Source organism: Borborobacter arsenicus (assembly GCF_003934165.1).
GTDB lineage: Bacteria > Pseudomonadota > Alphaproteobacteria > Rhizobiales > Rhizobiaceae > Pseudaminobacter > Pseudaminobacter arsenicus.
This window is the reverse complement of record NZ_RKST01000036.1, coordinates 1-15,745: the sequence shown is the minus strand read 5'-3', so window position 1 is coordinate 15,745 and position 15,745 is coordinate 1. Positions and strand designations below refer to the sequence as shown.

General features: G+C 61.9%; 13 protein-coding genes. 4 read left to right on the top strand and 9 right to left on the bottom strand.

All coding sequences use genetic code 11. The annotated features are described in order from the left end of the window. Positions 1 to 114: 114 nt before the first annotated feature. The 5 genes from EET67_RS23040 to EET67_RS23020 form a co-directional block, all read right to left on the bottom strand. Positions 115 to 306, bottom strand: coding sequence for a DUF6494 family protein (locus tag EET67_RS23040; RefSeq protein WP_128628556.1), 192 nt, complete (start codon positions 304 to 306; stop codon positions 115 to 117). A 153-nt stretch (positions 307 to 459) separates the two neighbouring features. After that, positions 460 to 1,047 (bottom strand): CarD family transcriptional regulator, encoded by a 588-nt coding sequence (locus EET67_RS23035; RefSeq protein ID WP_128628555.1) that lies wholly within the window; start codon positions 1,045 to 1,047, stop codon positions 460 to 462. Between the two features lie 338 nt (positions 1,048 to 1,385). Beyond that, positions 1,386 to 1,724, bottom strand: a complete 339-nt coding sequence (gene fdxA / locus EET67_RS23030; protein WP_128628554.1) for a ferredoxin FdxA — start codon at positions 1,722 to 1,724, stop codon at positions 1,386 to 1,388. Between the two features lie 232 nt (positions 1,725 to 1,956). Next, on the bottom strand, positions 1,957 to 2,343 hold the full coding sequence (locus tag EET67_RS23025) for an RNA-binding S4 domain-containing protein (RefSeq protein WP_128628553.1): 387 nt from the start codon (positions 2,341 to 2,343) through the stop codon (positions 1,957 to 1,959). Further along, positions 2,344 to 5,601, bottom strand: a complete 3,258-nt coding sequence (locus tag EET67_RS23020; protein ID WP_128628577.1) for a helicase-related protein — start codon at positions 5,599 to 5,601, stop codon at positions 2,344 to 2,346. Positions 5,602 to 6,596: 995 nt separating this feature from the next. Here EET67_RS23020 and aqpZ point away from each other — a divergent pair. Beyond that, positions 6,597 to 7,286: an aquaporin Z gene (aqpZ, locus tag EET67_RS23015; RefSeq protein ID WP_128628552.1), complete on the top strand. Its 690-nt coding sequence runs from the start codon at positions 6,597 to 6,599 to the stop codon at positions 7,284 to 7,286. A 48-nt stretch (positions 7,287 to 7,334) separates the two neighbouring features. Here the strand turns inward: aqpZ and phbB are convergent, their stop codons facing one another. Both phbB and EET67_RS23005 read right to left on the bottom strand, forming a co-directional pair. Beyond that, positions 7,335 to 8,057 (bottom strand): acetoacetyl-CoA reductase, encoded by a 723-nt coding sequence (phbB, locus tag EET67_RS23010; RefSeq protein ID WP_128628551.1) that lies wholly within the window; start codon positions 8,055 to 8,057, stop codon positions 7,335 to 7,337. 93 nt (positions 8,058 to 8,150) lie between these two features. Continuing rightward, positions 8,151 to 9,338 carry an acetyl-CoA C-acetyltransferase gene (locus tag EET67_RS23005; RefSeq protein ID WP_128628550.1) on the bottom strand — a complete coding sequence of 396 codons (1,188 nt, stop codon included), beginning with the start codon at positions 9,336 to 9,338 and terminating at the stop codon, positions 8,151 to 8,153. A 279-nt stretch (positions 9,339 to 9,617) separates the two neighbouring features. Between EET67_RS23005 and phaR the strand changes: the two genes are divergently transcribed. After that, positions 9,618 to 10,205: a polyhydroxyalkanoate synthesis repressor PhaR gene (phaR, locus tag EET67_RS23000; protein ID WP_128628549.1), complete on the top strand. Its 588-nt coding sequence runs from the start codon at positions 9,618 to 9,620 to the stop codon at positions 10,203 to 10,205. A 782-nt stretch (positions 10,206 to 10,987) separates the two neighbouring features. On the opposite strand, the gene rpmF is transcribed toward phaR, so the two are convergent. Both rpmF and mtgA read right to left on the bottom strand, forming a co-directional pair. After that, positions 10,988 to 11,170 carry a 50S ribosomal protein L32 gene (gene rpmF, locus EET67_RS22995; protein WP_128628548.1) on the bottom strand — a complete coding sequence of 61 codons (183 nt, stop codon included), beginning with the start codon at positions 11,168 to 11,170 and terminating at the stop codon, positions 10,988 to 10,990. Positions 11,171 to 11,315: 145 nt separating this feature from the next. Then, positions 11,316 to 12,065: a monofunctional biosynthetic peptidoglycan transglycosylase gene (mtgA, locus tag EET67_RS22990; RefSeq protein WP_245451166.1), complete on the bottom strand. Its 750-nt coding sequence runs from the start codon at positions 12,063 to 12,065 to the stop codon at positions 11,316 to 11,318. A 147-nt stretch (positions 12,066 to 12,212) separates the two neighbouring features. Between mtgA and EET67_RS22985 the strand changes: the two genes are divergently transcribed. Continuing rightward, complete coding sequence (locus EET67_RS22985) at positions 12,213 to 13,133, top strand: polyprenyl synthetase family protein (RefSeq protein WP_128628546.1); 921 nt, start codon at positions 12,213 to 12,215, stop codon at positions 13,131 to 13,133. 115 nt (positions 13,134 to 13,248) lie between these two features. Continuing rightward, positions 13,249 to 15,585 (top strand): response regulator, encoded by a 2,337-nt coding sequence (locus EET67_RS22980; protein ID WP_128628545.1) that lies wholly within the window; start codon positions 13,249 to 13,251, stop codon positions 15,583 to 15,585. The last annotated feature ends 160 nt before the right edge of the window (positions 15,586 to 15,745 follow it).

The window sequence follows — 15,745 nt, the reverse complement described above, 5'->3', positions numbered from 1 at the left end:
GCTGTGATCGATGGGTCACGGCCAAAACGCATCGCAGGCCGGCAGGGTTAGGCTTCCGGGTCAGTTGACCAACCGGCTGAGCCAGGTGCCGGCCTACCTCTGGCGGCACCGCGATCAGGTCAGCTTGATTTCGCCGTCCACCTCGTGGTTGAGGCTGGTGCCTTCGGCGGTCAGCGTCATGCGCACACGCAGTTTGTTGCCGCTCACCTTGCCGTCGCGCACTGCAGCCTCGATAGCACGTTGCGAGGTAACCCCGACTTCCTTGAGGAATTTGCGGATGGACATGTTGAAAGCATCTTCATTCATGGCAACGCTCCCTGCTCGACCTGCCCGTGATTGTAGGCGCCCGTGGCAAGGTGGCAAGCGCAAACAGGCCCGCGCCACACTCCGCCACTGCGCATTGCTCAAACAAAAAACCCGGCCGCCTGGGCCGGGTTTTCAAAAACGTCTCCTGGAAGCTTATGCCGCTTCTTCCTGCTCGGCTTCCTCATTGTCGGCCTCTGCCTTGGCACCCCGCTTGGGGCCCTTGGCAAGATTGCTCTCGATCAAGCGCACCGCTTCGGTTTCCGACAGCCGGTTCACCGCAGCGATTTCGCGCGCCATGCGGTCAAGTGCCGCTTCATAAAGCTGGCGCTCGGAATAGGACTGCTCGGGCTGGTTCTCGGCGCGGAACAGGTCGCGCACGACCTCCGAGATCGAGATCAGGTCGCCGGAGTTGATCTTGGCATCATATTCCTGCGCACGGCGCGACCACATGGTGCGCTTCACGCGGGCGCGGCCCTGCAGCACCTTGAGCGCGCGATCGACATAATCCGTCTCCGACAGCTTGCGCATGCCGATCGACGTGGCCTTGGCCACCGGCACCTTCAGGCGCATCTTGTCTTTCTGGAAATCGATGACGAAGAGTTCCAGCTTGTGGCCTGCGACTTCTTGTTCTTCAATGGTCACGATCTGGCCGACGCCATGCGCCGGGTAGACGATATACTCGCCGGTCTTGAAGCCGTGACGGCCTGCTGTCGACTTCTTTTGCGAGGTGGTGGTTGCCATTACGCCCTGCACTCCTTCTGTGGTCCCGGCTAGCACGCCGGCAGACCTGTGGCACGGCCCTTAGAGGCCGAAGGGATGCCGCAAACGAGGTGAACCGCCGGTCCTGAAAGCCGAGCCGAACACGCGCCTTATCGCGCCTGTCGGCCCAAGTCGCCTCGGTCCGGTACTTGCGTCACCTTTCAGTGATTAGGGCGTAGCGCCATAGATCGACGATGTGTCAGCGGCATATTGTGTGGATACTTAACACAAAAACTTGCAAGAATCAAGGGTTTGCTGCAGGCGCGAAGGCGCTTGCGCCCTCCCGGACGCCAAGCGGACAAAAATGCTCAACTTTAGTCTTAGTCGCCTTGGCCTGGCTCCGCTGAAAAATACGTCTCGAATTTGCCTTCCATGCCGTCGAACGCCTTGGCATCCTCCGGTGCATCTTTCTTGGCTGTGATGTTAGGCCATTTGGAGGCATATTCGTCATTGAGCTGAAGCCATTGCTCCAGTCCGGGCTCGGTATCCGGCTTGATCGCGTCGGCCGGGCATTCGGGCTCGCAGACCCCACAGTCGATGCATTCGTCGGGGTGGATGACGAGCATGTTCTCGCCTTCGTAGAAGCAGTCCACCGGACAGACCTCGACGCAATCCATATATTTGCACTTGATGCAATTTTCGGTCACGACATAGGTCATAGTGCTGCTCCGGGACTTGGTGTCTCCCACGACAACGCCGCCTCGAGCGATGCAAAAGGCGCCGCAGCCTTGTGGATCGACGCACGCGCCTCAAAAATCCACTCGATTTCCTCGAACCCATGCGCCGGACACGCGTCAGGTAACCACTTTGCCGAACTCTTGCAAGGACTAGAATTGCCCGTAACGGCGACAGATACGACATCGACCGGAGCCGTGAATCCGGGGCCACTTGTCAGTCGTTACCGCGCAGGCGGTCGATCTGACGTCTTTCGCGCTTGGTAGGCCGGCCGCTTCCCAGATCGCGCAAGGGAACTTGCGCATCCATCGGCGCCTGGCCGGGGGGAGTAGGCTCAGGCGACATATCCTCGTAAAGGGTTCGCGCTTCCTCGGCGGGGCCGCGGCGGCTGCCTGGCGCCAGCACCTTGTAGACGAGGATGCGCCGATCCAGCGTCAGGGTCAGCACATCGCCTGGCCTAACAGACTCTGCCGGCTGGCTGATCTTCTCGCCATTTAGTCGTACACGTCCCGCCTGGACCAGTTTCGCACCAAGCGAACGTGACTTGACCGCGCGCGAAAAGAACAGCCATTTGTCGATGCGCTGGCGACCCTCCGCCGTCATCTACTTCTTGAGCTGGTCGCGCAGCGCGGCGAGCTTGGCAAAGGGCGAATCCGGATCGATGCGCGCGGGCCGTTCCTCGCGCGGCTTTGCCTGAAAACCGCCCTTAGGGCGATCCTCGCGCCGATCGGGGCGCCCCCCTTCGACATTTGGCCTGCCGTGCTTGCCCTTGAACTTGCTGCGGTCGAAACGTTGCTTCCCGCCCTGTTCACGACCCTGCCTGTCGCCATCACGGGCTGGACGTTCGCCCTCCTTGCGCTGGGCGCCGGCGTTGCCGCGGGCCTCCGCCTGTCCGCCACGCTGGCGATTGTCTTGACGATGACGCGGACGCTGCTCGAATCGTGCCGGCCGCCACAGAAGGATCGGTTTCGGTTCCTCGGCAGGTGTTTCCGGTGCCGATGCTGCGATAGCGGCGTCAGGCCCTTCTTCCGAGGAAGGCACTCCAGCATTTTCAATCTCGGAGGCCTCAGATGCAGGCTCCGCTTCCACGGCCTCGGCCAGCGAGCCTGATTCCGGCGCGTCTAGCGACGCGGGCTGCTCCTCCGAGGCGGCTTCGCCCATTGCCGGTTCGGCAGCGGTATCTTCCGCAATGGCCGAGTGAACCTCGGCTCCCGCAGCTTCCCCCGTTTCAGCGACCGCTGCACCGCCTTCCGGCTCGGCCACAACAGTCTCGGCAGCCTCACCCGATGCGGAAGCGGCCTCGTTCACCGCCTGCTGCTCGGCGGCTTTCGCCGTCAACGCTGATTGCGCGGCCTGTCGCGTGGCTTCATCAAGCGCCTCCAGCCGTGCCTTCACCTCGATAGCCGGCTTGGCTTCGGCGCGATAGCCGAGCCCCTTCAGGATTTCTTCAATGTCTTCGGCTGTCGCCCCCAGGATCGACATCATCGCCGGCGTCACCAGGAAGACATTGCCGTCATAGGCCCCGTCCGGGCGTGGGCCCGTTCCGGTTTTCCAGGCGAGCGCCGGGCGGATCAGGTCGGCCAGGCGTTCGAGGATATCGACGCGCACCGCGCGACGGCCAAGATTGCGGAAACCGGCAAGCTTGTAGAACGCCTTGTCGAAAGCCGGATCGATGACGACGGAGGTGCGGCCAGCCGCCAGCGCATTGACCACGTCACCGAAACCGGGCTTGTCCTTGCCGTCATTGGCCAGTGCCCAAAGCAGCGTCACCAGCCCGGCGGGGGCAGGTTTCAGAAGGGCGGGCACAAAGATGTGATAGGCACCAAAGCGCACGCCGAAGCGGCGCAGGGCGGCCCGTCCCTCCTGATCCAGCGCCTTGATGTCGGCGGCAATGTCGCGCCGGTTGATCAGGCCGAAATTCTCGACGAGCTGGAAAGCGATGCCGCGCGCAATGCCGGCGAGCTGTTCGGCATTTTTCAGGTCGATCAGCGGCTTGAGCAGGCTTTCGATCTGGAAATTGACGAAACGCTCGGCGCGCGCCGCCACCTTGTCGCGGGCCGGGCCGGTCAGTTGCTCATCGGCAAACAGGATCACGCGCGGCTTCAGCACATCCTCGCTTGCCACGAGCGTGCCGACCGGCGCGCCGATCCAGCGCAATGTGCCGTCAGACCCCAGTGCGAGGTCGCCATTGGCGCAAATCGAAAAGCGCTCCGCCCGCAGTTCGAACTCGACGCCGAGCGCCTTCTGGGCGGCCGCTTTCACGGCCTTCCCATCCTCGCCCGCCGCGCTCTGGTCGGCGGTGAACCTGAACCCTTGCAATTCCCCGACATGGTGTCCTTCCACAAGGACGGTTCCGGTCGGGCTGATTTCTGCTTCTGGCATGGTATTTTCTCTAAGGCGGCGCATGAGGACGGAAGTCCTGCGGTCTACGAAGCGTTTCGTCAACCGCTCATGCAGCGCATCCGACAATCTGTCTTCGATCTCACGTGTTTTTTCCTGCCAGTGTGCCGGATCGGCCAGCCAGCCTGGCCTGTTGGACACATAAGTCCAGGTCCTGATCTGGGCGATGCGATGGGACAAGGTGTCGATGTCGCCCTCTGTCGTGTCGGCCCGGCGCACCTGTTCGGCCATGTAGTTTTCATCGACATGGCCGCGATCGGCGATATCCACGAAGATCGAGGCGATCAGGTCGGCATGCTGCGCCGGCGCGATGCGGCGATAGTCGGGCAGCGCGCAGACTTCCCACAACAGCGCCACCCGGTCGCGACCGGTTGCGAGAGGCTTGACGTCTGGGTCACGCGACAACTGCTCCAGCGCCTGCGCATCGACAGCCGGGAGCGCCCGCGTCAACCCCTCGACCGGTGCGGTCGCCTCGATGGAGCGCTTCAACGCATCGAGGCTGGAAAAGTCGAACTGCGCCGTGCGCCATTGCAGCACCTTCACCGGCTCGAAGTCATGGCCCTCGATCTTTTCGACCAGTTCCTCATCGAACGGATCGACCTGGCCCGTGACCCCGAAAGTGCCGTCGCGCACATGCCTGCCTGCGCGGCCGGCGATCTGGCCGAGTTCGGCCGCCGTCAGGTTGCGATATTGGAAACCGTCGAATTTGCGGTTCTGCGCGAAGGCGACATGGTCGAGATCGAGATTGAGCCCCATGCCGATGGCGTCGGTGGCAACCAGATAATCGACGTCGCCATTCTGGTAGAGCGCGACCTGGGCGTTGCGGGTGCGCGGGCTCAGCGCGCCAAGCACGACCGCCGCGCCGCCACGCTGGCGGCGGATCAGTTCGGCAATGCCATAGACCTCGTCGGCCGAGAAGGCGACCACCGCCGAGCGGCGCGGCAGACGGGTGAGCTTCTTGGAACCGGAATAGGCCAGATGCGACAGGCGCGGCCGGGTGACGACCGAAACGCCGCGCAAGAGCCGCTCCAATATGCCCCGCATGGTCGCGGCCCCGAGAAGCAGCGTCTCCTGCCTGCCGCGCAGATGCAGGATGCGGTCGGTGAAGATGTGGCCGCGCTCCAGATCGCCGGCGAGTTGCACCTCGTCGATCGCCACGAAGGCGGCATCGGTCTCGCGCGGCATCGCCTCGACCGTGCAGACGGAATAGCGCGCACCGGCCGGCAGGATCTTTTCCTCGCCGGTGACCAGCGCAACCTTATGCGCACCGACTTTTTCGCAGACGCGCCCATAGACCTCGCGGGCCAGAAGCCGGAGCGGCAGGCCGATGATGCCGCTTTCATGCGCCACCATCCGCTCGATCGCCAGATGCGTCTTGCCCGTATTGGTCGGCCCCAGCACGGCCGTCACGTCGCGGCCGGAAAGCAGAAGCGGTTCGGTTTGTCGGGGCTGGATATTCATCGCAGGCGGTTCGGCCTTTCCCACGCGGCGCCTCGCAAGCCATGATGACAGGCCAACGCGGTAATTTCCGGGCAAGTTCTCCTCTCGACAGATAGGCAGTCAAACGCGGAAACGAAAGCGGAATGTTGGACAATTAACGGCGGAACGAGTCTGGAACGAATCGGCGACGAATCGCTGACTCCATCGGATTCAGCTTTTGTTCACCCCAACATCTAGTGTTTTGGCCGATGATTCCACCAGATGCTGAATCACCGCTTTTCCGGCATCATCAGACTCACGCCCTGATGTTAACTTTTGCGGACACAACAAATATAAATCTTGGTAAGCTATTGAAATATAATATGTTTTCCCGCCAGTGCTCCCGCGATCTCTGAGCCGGTTAACCTTTCGTTCAAATGCGGAACGAATCGGCGACGAATCGCTGATTCAACCGGTTTCCGGCTTTGTTCCCTACAAGATGTAGGACTTGACAGGCGCTAATGGCCCACATGCTGAATCGGTCGACCAGCGATTTTCGACCGAATCCGGCACGCTCGTTAAGCTTTTCAGGTTGAGGCCCGATCGGAGGCCGCAAGAGAGTGGCGGCGTCAAGGAACCGACACCATTGTTTAACGATGGATGACCAGCTTCACGAAGACCAGCCTCAGCGAGATTAACATTCCAGCCAAAAATAGAACGAAGCGGCGACGAATCAGTGATCCAGTCGATTTCCCGTTTTGTTCACGACAACATATTGTGGCGGAGGCTGAGCAAGATACGAGATTTCATGCAGCAGGTCTGCTTTCAGTCAATGACTCACAATCTCTGAGGGATGGCAGGCAACGAATATGTGCCGTTTCACTACGCCTTCTACGCGGCCCTGAGCCATCCAGGCATCGGCTTGCTACCAGATAGTGGTGACACTCGCCGGCATGTCGCCCCAAGGTGTATTGCGTATTGCCATCCGAAAAATTTCGTGACTCCCTTTTGCGGTTCTCATGAGGGAGGGACAAGAAATGTCCAGACGTTTGTTCGCAGAATTGCTCGGCACTTTCTGGCTTGTCTTCGGTGGTTGCGGCAGTGCGGTTCTTGCGGCCGGTTTCCCCGATCTCGGTATCGGATTTTTAGGCGTTGCGCTTGCCTTCGGCCTGACGGTGTTGACGATGGTCTATGCCGTGGGCGGCATTTCGGGCGGCCACTTCAATCCGGCGGTGTCGGTCGGCCTGGCAGTTGCCGGACGGCTGCCGGCCAAGGACCTGGTGCCCTATGTCATCGCCCAGCTGGTTGGGGCGGTCATTGCCTCGGCACTGCTTTTTGTCGTTGCCAGCGGCAAGGTGGACTTTTCGCTCGCCAATGGTTTTGCGGCCAATGGCTATGGCGAGCATTCGCCTGGGGGCTACTCCATGGGCGCAGGACTGGTGGCGGAAATCGTGCTGACCTTCATGTTCGTGATGATCATCCTGGGCGCAACTGCCAGTCACGCGCCCGCCGGCTTTGCCGGCATCGCCATAGGCCTCGCGTTGACCCTCACCAATCTGGTCGCCATTCCGGTGACCAATGCCTCCATCAATCCGGCCCGCTCGACCGGCCCGGCACTCTTCGTCGGCGGCTGGGCACTTCAGCAGCTCTGGCTGTTCTGGGTCGCGCCCATCGTCGGCGCCGCGCTGGCCGGCATCGCCCACAAGTCGCTGTTCGGCGACGATTGATATTGCTGCACGGGACGCGGCTTTCAGGGTCGCGTCCCGGCCATCGGCTCACACGAAATACTGGCCGCCATTGGCGGTGATGGTCGAGCCGGTGATGAAACCCGCATCGTCCGATGCCAGGAAGACCACACAGCGCGCGATCTCGTCGGCCTCGCCGAGCCGGCCGACCGGAATCTGGGCGATGATCGATTCGCGCACCTTCTCGGGCACAGCCATCACCATGTCGGTTGCGATATAGCCGGGGCAGATCGCATTGACGGTGATGCCGTTGCGGGCACCTTCCTGGGCGAGCGCCTTGGTGAAACCGATATCGCCCGCCTTGGCCGCCGAATAATTCGCCTGGGCAAATTGCCCCTTTTGGCCGTTGATCGAAGAGATCGTGATGACGCGGCCGAATTTTCGCTCGCGCATGCCGCCCCAGAGCGGATGGGTCATGTTGAACACGCCGTTGAGGTTCGTTTCCATCACCTCGCGCCATTGCTCGCGCGTCATCTTGTGGAAGGGTGCATCACGAGTGATGCCGGCATTATTGACGAGGATATCGACAGGCCCGAGATCGGCCTCCACCTGGCCGATGCCGGCGGCACAGGCATCATAGTCGGCGACCGACCATTTATAGGTTTCTATGCCGGTTTCATCGCGGAACCTGGCCGCTGCCTCGTCATTGCCGGCATAGTTGGCGGCAACCTTGCAGCCGGCAGTCTTCAAGGCAATGGCGATGGCCGCGCCGATGCCGCGGGTGCCGCCGGTGACGATTGCTACTCTGCTCATGGTGGTCCTCCCTGAGTGAATGGTGAGTGGTGAATGGTGAATGGTCATGGAGAAGCCGTTTGACCCTCCATTCACCATTCACCATTTTTCCATTCACCCCATCGCTTCCACGCACATGGCCACGCCCATGCCGCCGCCGATGCACAGCGTGGCAAGGCCCTTCTTCGCGCCGCGGCGGCGCATTTCGAAGACCAGCGTGTTGAAGATGCGGGCGCCCGACGCGCCGATCGGATGGCCGATGGCAATCGCTCCGCCATTGACGTTCACAAGCGACGAATCCCAGCCCATGTCGCGATTGACCGCGCAGGCCTGGGCGGCGAACGCCTCATTGGCTTCCACCAGGTCGAGATCGCCCACCGACCAGCCGGCCTTTTCCAGCGCGCGGCGCGAGGCGGGGATCGGTCCTGTGCCCATGATCTGCGGATCGACGCCGGCGGTTGCCCACGACGCGATGCGCGCGAGCGGCGTGATCCCGCGCCGGGCGGCTTCGTCTTCGGTCATCAGCACGACTGCGGCCGCGCCGTCATTGAGGCCGGATGCATTGCCGGCCGTCACCGTGCCCTCCTTGTCGAAGGCCGGCTTCAGCTTTTGCATGGCATCGATCGTCGCACCGTGGCGGATATATTCGTCCTGGTCGACGATGGTGTCGCCCTTCCTGCCCTTCACCGTCACCGCAACGATCTCGTCCTTGAACTTGCCGGCTTTCTGGGCGGCTTCCGCCTTGTTTTGCGAGGCAAGGGCGAACTGGTCCTGGTCGTCGCGGCTGAGCTGCCACTGGCGGGCGATGTTCTCGGCCGTATTGCCCATGTGGTAGCCATAGAAAGCGTCGATCAGCCCGTCCTTGATCATGGTGTCGATCAGCTTGAAATCACCCATCTTCACGCCGCCGCGCAGATGCTGGCAGTGGGGCGACAGCGACATCGACTCCTGGCCGCCGGCAACGATGATCCTGGCGTCGCCGGTGGCAATCTGCTGCATGCCGAGCGCAATTGAGCGAAGGCCCGACCCACAAACCTGATTGAGGCTCCAGGCCGTCGTTTCCTTTGGCAGGCCGGCGCCCATGGAAGCCTGGCGGGCCGGATTCTGGCCCTGCCCGGCCGTCAGCACCTGGCCGAGGATCACCTCGTCGACCTCCGCGCCATCGACACCGGCCCGTGCCAAGGCTTCCTTGATCGCGACCGCGCCAAGCTCATGGGCGGGCGTATTGGCGAAGGAACCGTTGAAGGAACCGACAGGGGTGCGGGCGGCACTGGCAATGACGATAGCTTGGGAAGCGGGCATTTTTGTCTCCACGACGAATTGGGAACGGACAGCATCAAGTCCGGTATATCGACTTTTCTTGCCCTTTCGCGGACCTGAGTCAAATCGGAAATGTGTTGGAGATCGCTGGTTATGCCGGCCGGAGCGGCTGAAACATTGGCGCGGCAAGGCTGTTGCGGGCCGTAAAAATTGCGCACTGCACAAAGCGCTTGGAATTGCGCATGCTTTGCGCATATCCTCGACCCGGTGCAATCGCAGCCGGCTGCCGCATGGGCAATCCGGTCTCCGGGGAGGATGTTGATGCCCGCGAAAGACGATCCGGTGGTGATCAAGAAATACGCAAACCGCCGCCTCTACAATACGGGGACGAGCACCTATGTGACGCTGGAAGATCTGGCCGACATGGTCAAGAAGGGCGAAGACTTCACGGTGCAGGACGCCAAGACGGGCGATGACATCACCCATCCGGTGCTGACGCAGATCATCTTCGAACTTGAAAACAAGGATGGGCAGAACATGCTGCCGATCCCGTTCCTGCGCCAGCTCATCGCCTTCTACGGCGACCAGATGCAGATGATCGTCCCGAGCTTTCTCGAACAATCGATGACTGCCTTCGCCAAGGAGCAGGAACGCTTTCGCGAGCAGATGAAGTCGGCATTCGGCAAATCGACGGTCGACATGATGCAACTCGGGCCGATGAAAGCCCTTGAAGAGCAGACGCGCCGCAACATGGAAATGTTCCAGAACGCCATGCGCATGTTCACGCCGGGCGCGGCCGGAAGTAGCGCCGAGCCGCCGAAGAAAGACGCGCCGGCAAAGTCCGACGACCTTCAGGAATTGAAGGAGCAGATCGCCGCCATGCAGCGCAAGATCGATTCGATGGGGTGAGAAACGTCCGGCCGTAGGCCGGCAAAAAGCCAACGATTTGGCTTTTTGAGTTTCGAACGCCCGGAGCCCTAGCGAAGGGCCGAGGCGCGCAGCGAGCTGGGTAAGGGGGGCCTTTCCCTTTTCCCTTCGTCATCCTCGGGCTTGACCCGAGATCCATGCCGTGACTTTGGCGACAGCCACCGCCTTTACAGAACCTGGGTTCCTCGTAACCCTCGCAGGACGGGGGTTCCTCGCCCCACCGGGAGAGCTGGTTTGCGTCAACAAACCGGAGATGGGAGATGTGAGAGCCGCCACCGCCTCTTCGTCATCCTCGAGGCCGGTGGTGAGCGCAGCGAACCGCCGGAACTCGGGGATCCATTCGGTGACCGCGACGACAGTCGCCGCCGCGCAGAAGAAATGTTGGCATGCTCCGAACGGAAAACTGTGGCTAAGACCTTTCAGGACCTGGGTTCCTCGCCCCTCTGGGGAGAGGTGTCGAGGCAAAGCCGAGACGGAGAGGGGCGGGGAAGACGCATTTTGTGGGTCCGCTTCCCATTCGACGTCACGGGGAATGGGTCCCGGCTCGCGGTCGTTTCACTCCCTTGGCCGGGATGACGGCGGATGTCGCTACGCCATTGCCGGGCTCGTCTGGCCGAAGGTGGCGTTGCTATTTCGGCGTCATCCCGGAATGCTGCGTAGCGTAGCCAAATTCACATCGCCGCGAACCGTTATGGCTCCAACGCAAAAAGGACCGGAGCGAGTCCGGTCCTGATCAAGTCTGCATGAGGCGTCGGAAAAGCGGCTCAGCTTTCCTTCGGCGTCAGAACCTGGCGGCCGCGATACATGCCGGTCTTCAGGTCGATATGATGCGGGCGGCGCATCTCGCCCGAATTCTTGTCCTCGACATAGGTCGGGGCCTTCAGCGCATCGGCCGAACGGCGCATGCCGCGCCTGGACGGCGAGGTTTTTCGTTTTGGCACAGCCATGGAATCACTCCATCGATCGTAAAGCCCGGTATACCGCCCTCGTGAAAGGGCCGCATTCCATGGGCCGGAAACTGGGATAAGTGCGCGTGCCTATACACGGCAATCTTGGCTTTGACCAGCACCGCCGCGATTTTTTTAATATCGATCAGCCGACACAGCCGACATAGCCGCCCGCGCGCGACGCGCGGCGCTGGATCAGATTGGCCAGCCGCTTCAAGCCGGGCCCGGGCTTGGATGGATTGCGGGTGTATGGATTGGGCAGCGCGACCGTTAGAAGTGCGGCCTGCCGCGCCGACAACCGGCTGGCGGCGATCCCGAAATGATACTGTGCGGCAGCCTCGACGCCATAGATGCCCGGTCCCCATTCGGCAACATTGAGATAAATCTCCATGATCCGCTTCTTGGTCAGGATCGCGTCGAAATACACCGCCAGCGGCACTTCGACCGCCTTGCGCACAACCGATCGGCCGGGCCACAGGAACAGGTTCTTCACCGTCTGCATCGGAATGGTCGAGGCACCGCGCGCCGCTTCGCCCGCCATCGCGTCATCTATCACCACCCTGAGCTCGTTCCAGTCTATGCCGCGATGCGAGCAGAACTGCCCGTCCTCCGACATGATGACCGAGTGGACGAGCACCGGCGCTATTTCGTCGATCGCAACCCAACGCCGGTCATAGCCGGAAAATGTCGCCAGATCGCCGAGCATGAGCGTCGAGATCGGATGAACGAAGGCCGGTACATAAAGGATCGTCAGGAAGACCGGCATGAGAGCGACAGAGATGCCGATAAGCGCGATGCGGCGAATCCACGCGCCCGGCCGGCGGCGCGCCCTCGTCTTCTGCTTCGGCGCCATCGCGAGCCCCTCGGTCTCAGGATCGATGATCGGTTCGTCCAAGCCGTTCGCCTCTTCATCTTTTAGCTTCGGCATAATGGCGCGCGGCCTTCAGTGCAATCTCTGAAGACACGGCGGACCAGGCAGCCCGGTTCAAACCGTCGTTGCTGCGGCTTGACCGGCACGGAGATTACCGTAAATCGTCGCGGCATGATCGATGACAGCACGTTGACGTTCGAAGCCCATCTGGAAAGCCGCGCTGAAGCCGTGGAGGCTTTGCTGCGGCAATTGCTGGACCAGCAACATTTGCTGAGCGGCGAGATCGCACGGCCACAGCAGCTGCTGAAGGCAATGCGCCACGGTGTGCTCAACGGCGGCAAGCGCCTGCGGCCGTTTCTTGTCCTGGAGAGCGCCCGGCTGTTCGACGGCGATCCTGCAGCGGCATTGCGGGTCGCCGCCGCACTTGAATGTGTCCATTGCTACTCGCTGATCCATGACGACCTGCCCTCGATGGACAATGACGATCTGCGTCGCGGCCAGCCGACCGTTCATCGGGCATTTGACGAGGCGACCGCCATCCTTGCCGGTGACAGCCTGCTCACCTTCGCCTTCGATATCATCGCCGACCCGGCCACGGCACTTGATGCCAAACGCCGGATCGACCTCGTGCTCGAACTGGCACGGGCAGCCGGAATGGGCGGAATGGCTGGGGGCCAAGCGCTCGATCTGGAGGCCGCGACCGTCGTGCCCGACGATGACGGCATCATCCGTCTCCAGGCGATGAAGACCGGAGCCCTGATACGTTTCGGCTGCGAGGCCGGCCCTATCCTGGCGGGGACTCCGCCATCCGACCGCGAGAGGCTTGGCGAATTCGGCGCGGCCATCGGCCTGGCCTTCCAGCTTGCGGATGACATGCTGGACCTCACAGCCAATACCGAGACGATGGGCAAGGCTACCGGAAAGGACCAGTCGGCCGGCAAGGCGACGCTGGTCGCCCGCCACGGCATTGATTGGGCACGCCGGCAACTATCGGGACTGGTCGAACAGGCAAACGCCTTGCTGGAACCTTATGGGGAAAGCGCGGAGCGCCTGAAGCAGGCGGCCGGCTTTGTTGCGAACCGGCGCAATTAGCATCGCCTCGCGGCCCCCCGACTGGCGGCCGGTCGGTACAATTGAACGAATTTTTAATTCAAATGCCGACTAATCCCTCCGAGCATTGTCACGTTCGTGTTCGGGGGGAGACAACGTGCCCGATTATTCGTCATTCATCCGGTCGATCCGGCTTCGCTACCTGTCGGGTCTGCTTGTCTTTGCGCTCACCTCCGGTGCGATCCTCTATACCGTGAACAACATGAACTGGTTTCGCCAGGAGATCGACCAGATCGGCGGTCGCCTGACGATGCTGGCGCGCGACCTCAGAAACGCCACCACTTTCTCCGAAACGACGGCAACGGCCTGGCGTGCAGAAAACCGGGCCGAACTGGGCAATGCCGCAATCGGCCATGCCGACCGCCTCAGTATGCAAATTGACGAGCTGACGGCAGCTCTCGCCGCCGTCAGCCCCGATCTTTCACGCAAGACCATGGATGAACTCTATTCCAGCTCGGTCAATGGCGATTTATTCTGGTCGGCACGCGATATCGTCCGCAATCTGCGCGCCCTCACCGGTATCGAGAAGATCGACGAGTGGAGCAATCGCGAAATCCGCAACCAGAACGAGCTGTTCGTCCAGCCGGCGCTGGTTCGAGCGCGAACCGCACTGGACAAGGAACGCGCGCTCGTCGAACGGCGCGGCAACAAGATCCTGTCCTATTCCAGCGTTCTTCTGATTGCCATATTGGCGCTGGTCGGCATCTGGATCTTCCGCCCGATGGAAAAGGCAATCCGCCGTGCATTCAGCGAATCGGCGCAATCCCTTTTCCGTGCGGAAGCCGCCGACCGCGCCAAGTCGGAGTTTCTCGCCAATATGAGCCATGAAATCCGCACGCCGATGAACGGTGTGCTGGGCATGGCCGAACTGCTCGCCAAGACGGAACTGACGCCGCGCCAGAAGACCTTCACCGACGTGATCGTCAAGTCGGGCAATGCGCTGCTGACGATCATCAACGACATCCTGGATTTCTCCAAGATCAATGCCGGGCAACTCACGCTTGATCCCGCGCCCTTCAAGCTGGTCGAGGCGGTCGAGGATGTCGCCACGCTGGTGTCGGCGCGCGTGGCGGAAAAGAACCTCGAGCTTATCGTGCGCGTCGATCCGCGCCTGCCGGACCACGTGGTCGGCGATGTCGGACGGTTTCGCCAGATCATCACCAATATGCTCGGCAATGCGGTGAAATTCACCGAGAAGGGCCATGTGCTCATCGATGTTTCCGGTTCGGTCGTCAACGACGTCGCTGAACTGAAGGTCCGGGTCGAAGATACCGGCATCGGCATCCCCGCCGACAAGCTGGACGCCGTTTTCGAGAAATTCGCGCAGGTCGATGGCTCCTCGACCCGCCGTCACGAAGGCACCGGCCTGGGTCTGGCGATCGCCGCCCGGCTGGTCGATCTGATGGGCGGCAAGATCGGCATAGAAAGCGAGATCGGCCGCGGCTCTGTGTTCTGGTTCACCGCCGGCCTGCCCGTGCATGAAGCCGCCCCGCAGACCGAGATCGTACCGACGGACGTCACCGGCGCCCGCGTACTGGTGATCGACGACAATCCGGTCAACCGGGATATCCTGCTCGAACAGCTCAGAAGCTGGGGTTTCGATTGCGCTGCCGCCGATTCCGGGGCGATCGGGCTCGCCTTCCTTGACCGGGCCTGCCAGCTTGGCGCCACCGTCGATTGCGTCATCCTCGACTATCAGATGCCCGGAATGAACGGCGCCGATGTCGCCAAGGCGATGTGCGCAGATAGCCGGCTCGCCTCGATACCGATCGTACTGCTGACATCCGTCGACCAGATCGATTTCGGCCGCCTCATGCTGGACTACGGTATCGCTGCCCATCTGACCAAGCCGGCACGCTCCGCCGTGCTGCTCGGAACGGTCATCGCCGCGATCCAGAAGGCGCGGACACAGATCGGCAGGGCGCGTTATGAACGCGAACCCGCCAGACAGGCGCCGGCAATGCCACAGGCGGCCGCCTTCACCGTGTTGCGTAGCCCGGCTCCTCTCCAGGAGAAGGCGCAACAGCCGGCAAGCGTTCCGCTCGATATCCTCGTGGCCGAAGACAATGAGGTCAACCAGCTCGTATTCGGCCAGATACTGGCCGGCCTCGACCTGTCCTACAAGATCGCCGCCAATGGCCGCACGGCCGTCGAGATGTACCGCGCCTTCAAGCCCCGCCTGATCTTGATGGATGTGTCAATGCCGGAGATGAACGGCTATGAGGCCGCTCGCGCCATCCGCGAGGCCGAAGCGGCGAGCGGGATGCACACGCCCATCATCGGCGTCACCGCGCATGCGCTCAAGGGAGATCGCGAGAAGTGCCTGGAGGCCGGGATGGACGACTATCTGCCCAAGCCGGTTTCGCCCGAGCGTCTGGGCAAGAAGATCGGCACCTGGCTCAGCGAGACAACGAAGCTGGCGCAAATTGCATAGAGCCGGAAGACCTATCTGTTGCGCACAACGATGCAGGCTCCGCCTATTGCCTCACCGATCAATGTTACCCAAGGCAGCGGTGGCGACAGTGCTCGTATGAGCTGCCGCAGCGGTGGCAGGTGATAGCGGCAAGCTCTCGATCCAGCCGCCATCGAGGATG

What these genes read in the sequence shown, in the direction of transcription:
- EET67_RS23040 (WP_128628556.1), bottom strand. Translation starts at nt 306, where the DNA reads ATGAATGAAGATGCTTTCAACATGTCCATCCGCAAATTCCTCAAGGAA.
- EET67_RS23035 (WP_128628555.1), bottom strand. Translation starts at nt 1,047, where the DNA reads ATGGCAACCACCACCTCGCAAAAGAAGTCGACAGCAGGCCGTCACGGC.
- fdxA (WP_128628554.1), bottom strand. Translation starts at nt 1,724, where the DNA reads ATGACCTATGTCGTGACCGAAAATTGCATCAAGTGCAAATATATGGAT.
- EET67_RS23025 (WP_128628553.1), bottom strand. Translation starts at nt 2,343, where the DNA reads ATGACGGCGGAGGGTCGCCAGCGCATCGACAAATGGCTGTTCTTTTCG.
- EET67_RS23020 (WP_128628577.1), bottom strand. Translation starts at nt 5,601, where the DNA reads ATGAATATCCAGCCCCGACAAACCGAACCGCTTCTGCTTTCCGGCCGC.
- aqpZ (WP_128628552.1), top strand. Translation starts at nt 6,597, where the DNA reads ATGTCCAGACGTTTGTTCGCAGAATTGCTCGGCACTTTCTGGCTTGTC.
- phbB (WP_128628551.1), bottom strand. Translation starts at nt 8,057, where the DNA reads ATGAGCAGAGTAGCAATCGTCACCGGCGGCACCCGCGGCATCGGCGCG.
- EET67_RS23005 (WP_128628550.1), bottom strand. Translation starts at nt 9,338, where the DNA reads ATGCCCGCTTCCCAAGCTATCGTCATTGCCAGTGCCGCCCGCACCCCT.
- phaR (WP_128628549.1), top strand. Translation starts at nt 9,618, where the DNA reads ATGCCCGCGAAAGACGATCCGGTGGTGATCAAGAAATACGCAAACCGC.
- rpmF (WP_128628548.1), bottom strand. Translation starts at nt 11,170, where the DNA reads ATGGCTGTGCCAAAACGAAAAACCTCGCCGTCCAGGCGCGGCATGCGC.
- EET67_RS22985 (WP_128628546.1), top strand. Translation starts at nt 12,213, where the DNA reads ATGATCGATGACAGCACGTTGACGTTCGAAGCCCATCTGGAAAGCCGC.